This window comes from Kitasatospora sp. NPDC048239, assembly GCF_043202015.1.
Classification (GTDB): domain Bacteria; phylum Actinomycetota; class Actinomycetes; order Streptomycetales; family Streptomycetaceae; genus Kitasatospora.
This window is the reverse complement of sequence record NZ_JBICZP010000001.1, coordinates 1-1,999: the sequence shown is the minus strand read 5'-3', so window position 1 is coordinate 1,999 and position 1,999 is coordinate 1. Positions and strand designations below refer to the sequence as shown.

At 57.7% G+C, this 1,999-nt stretch carries 1 rRNA gene (cut by a window edge); it reads right to left on the bottom strand.

From position 1 onward, the window contains the following. A 23S ribosomal RNA gene (locus ACGFZP_RS00005) occupies positions 1-1,698 on the bottom strand; it reaches 1,271 nt to the left of the window's first position. Between the last annotated feature and the right edge of the window lie 301 nt (positions 1,699-1,999).

Here is a 1,999-nt window from a genome sequence, read left to right as displayed (position 1 = left end):
TCCTACACCCTTACCCCGGGACAACCACCGCCCGGGCTGGACTACCTTCCTGCGTCACCCCATCGCTCACCTACTACAAGCTTGGTTCAGCGGCTCCACCACGTCCCTTTGTCCGAAGACTCCGGGCCGGCTTCACGGCTTTAGCATCACCTGGTTCGACGTTGGCGCTTCAAAGCGGGTACGGGAATATCAACCCGTTGTCCATCGACTACGCCTGTCGGCCTCGCCTTAGGTCCCGACTTACCCTGGGCAGATCAGCTTGACCCAGGAACCCTTGGTCAATCGGCGCAAGAGTTTCCCACTCTTGTATCGCTACTCATGCCTGCATTCTCACTCGTATACCGTCCACGACTGGTTTCCACCGCCGCTTCACCCGGCACACGACGCTCCCCTACCCATCACAGCCCCCGTTGGGGGTATTGCTGCAATGACACGACTTCGGTGGTGTGCTTGAGCCCCGCTACATTGTCGGCGCGGAATCACTTGACCAGTGAGCTATTACGCACTCTTTCAAGGGTGGCTGCTTCTAAGCCAACCTCCTGGTTGTCTCTGCGACTCCACATCCTTTCCCACTTAGCACACGCTTAGGGACCTTAGTCGGTGTTCTGGGCTGTTTCCCTCTCGACCATGGAGCTTATCCCCCACAGTCTCACTGCCACGCTCTCACTTACCGGCATTCGGAGTTTGGCTAAGGTCAGTAACCCGGTGAGGCCCATCGCCTATCCAGTGCTCTACCTCCGGCAAGAAACACGTGACGCTGCACCTAAATGCATTTCGGGGAGAACCAGCTATCACGGAGTTTGATTGGCCTTTCACCCCTAACCACAGGTCATCCCCCAGGTTTTCAACCCTGGTGGGTTCGGTCCTCCACGAAGTCTTACCTCCGCTTCAACCTGCCCATGGCTAGATCACTCCGCTTCGGGTCTTGGGCATGCAACTCAACCGCCCTATTCGGACTCGCTTTCGCTACGGCTACCCCACACGGGTTAACCTCGCTACACACCGCAAACTCGCAGGCTCATTCTTCAAAAGGCACGCAGTCACGAGACAGCAGGCAAGCCCACTGTCCGACGCTCCCACGGCTTGTAGGCACACGGTTTCAGGTACTATTTCACTCCGCTCCCGCGGTACTTTTCACCATTCCCTCACGGTACTATCCGCTATCGGTCACCAGGGAATATTTAGGCTTAGCGGGTGGTCCCGCCAGATTCACACGGGATTTCTCGGGCCCCGTGCTACTTGGGAGATGAGCAAGCAAGCCGTACAGATTTCGTCTACGGGGGTCTTACCCTCTACGCCGGACCTTTCGCATGTCCTTCGACTATCCATACGGTTTCTGACTCGCCCAGCCGCCGGCAGACGACTGAAGCTCATTCCCACAACCCCGTGATGGCAACCCCTGCCGGGTCTCACACCATCACGGTTTAGCCTCATCCGGTTTCGCTCGCCACTACTCCCGGAATCACGGTTGTTTTCTCTTCCTGCGGGTACTGAGATGTTTCACTTCCCCGCGTTCCCTCCACATACCCTATGTGTTCAGGTATGGGTGACAGCCCATGACGACTGCCGGGTTTCCCCATTCGGAAACCCCCGGATCAAAGCCTGGTTGACGGCTCCCCGGGGACTATCGTGGCCTCCCACGTCCTTCATCGGTTCCTGGTGCCAAGGCATCCACCGTGCGCCCTTAAAAACTTGGCCACAGATGCTCGCGTCCACTGTGCAGTTCTCAAACAACGACCAGTCACCCACCATCCGGCGCAACAAAGCACCCTCAAGTAGGACCGGCATCACTGAAGCAACGACCATGACGGCCGTTCCCTCAGGACCCAACAACGTGCCCGACACGACCCCGACCATGCTCTCTTCCACGCCCGAAGGCAGTACTAGGAGACATCGTCTGAACCGTGCCGAATAGTCAACGTTCCACCCATGAGCAACCGTGCAGGACATTCGCCTGCAAGCGGCATATTGCTCCTTAGAAAGGAGGTGATCCAGCCGC